We start from the raw sequence: 311 nt of genomic DNA, 5'->3' as shown, positions 1-311 counted from the left end.
CGCGTGGTTCACCGAAGAACGTCGCAATAGGCACTGAGGCCAGCATGACAAACGAGGTAACCATCGAACCAAGGATGACTTGCCATGTGAACACGAACCGCACATCTCGCGGCTCAATTTGAGGCTTCTGTATCAAAACGTATGCCAACCCCACATCACCAAAAAACATACTGAACGTGATGACCAAGGTTCCGATGGCAAAGATGCCATATTCAGCCGGCCCGAGAAGTCGCGCCAACACGACTTGCGAGCCGATCTGCAGCACCATGCGCACGACGTTTCCTCCTGCTCCCCATAAAACGGCAGACATG

The 311-nt window shown here is 53.4% G+C and carries 1 protein-coding gene; it reads right to left on the bottom strand.

Features of this window, described 5'->3' with window-relative positions:
• Positions 1 to 268 (bottom strand): oligosaccharide flippase family protein (locus RVY79_RS18675; protein WP_317466043.1); only part of this gene is annotated, 268 nt, incomplete at its 3' end.
• Between the last annotated feature and the right edge of the window lie 43 nt (positions 269 to 311).

Source organism: Chromohalobacter sp. HP20-39, from assembly GCF_033052815.1.
Taxonomy (GTDB): Bacteria; Pseudomonadota; Gammaproteobacteria; order Pseudomonadales; family Halomonadaceae; genus Chromohalobacter.
This window is presented reverse-complemented; position numbering and strand designations above follow the sequence as displayed.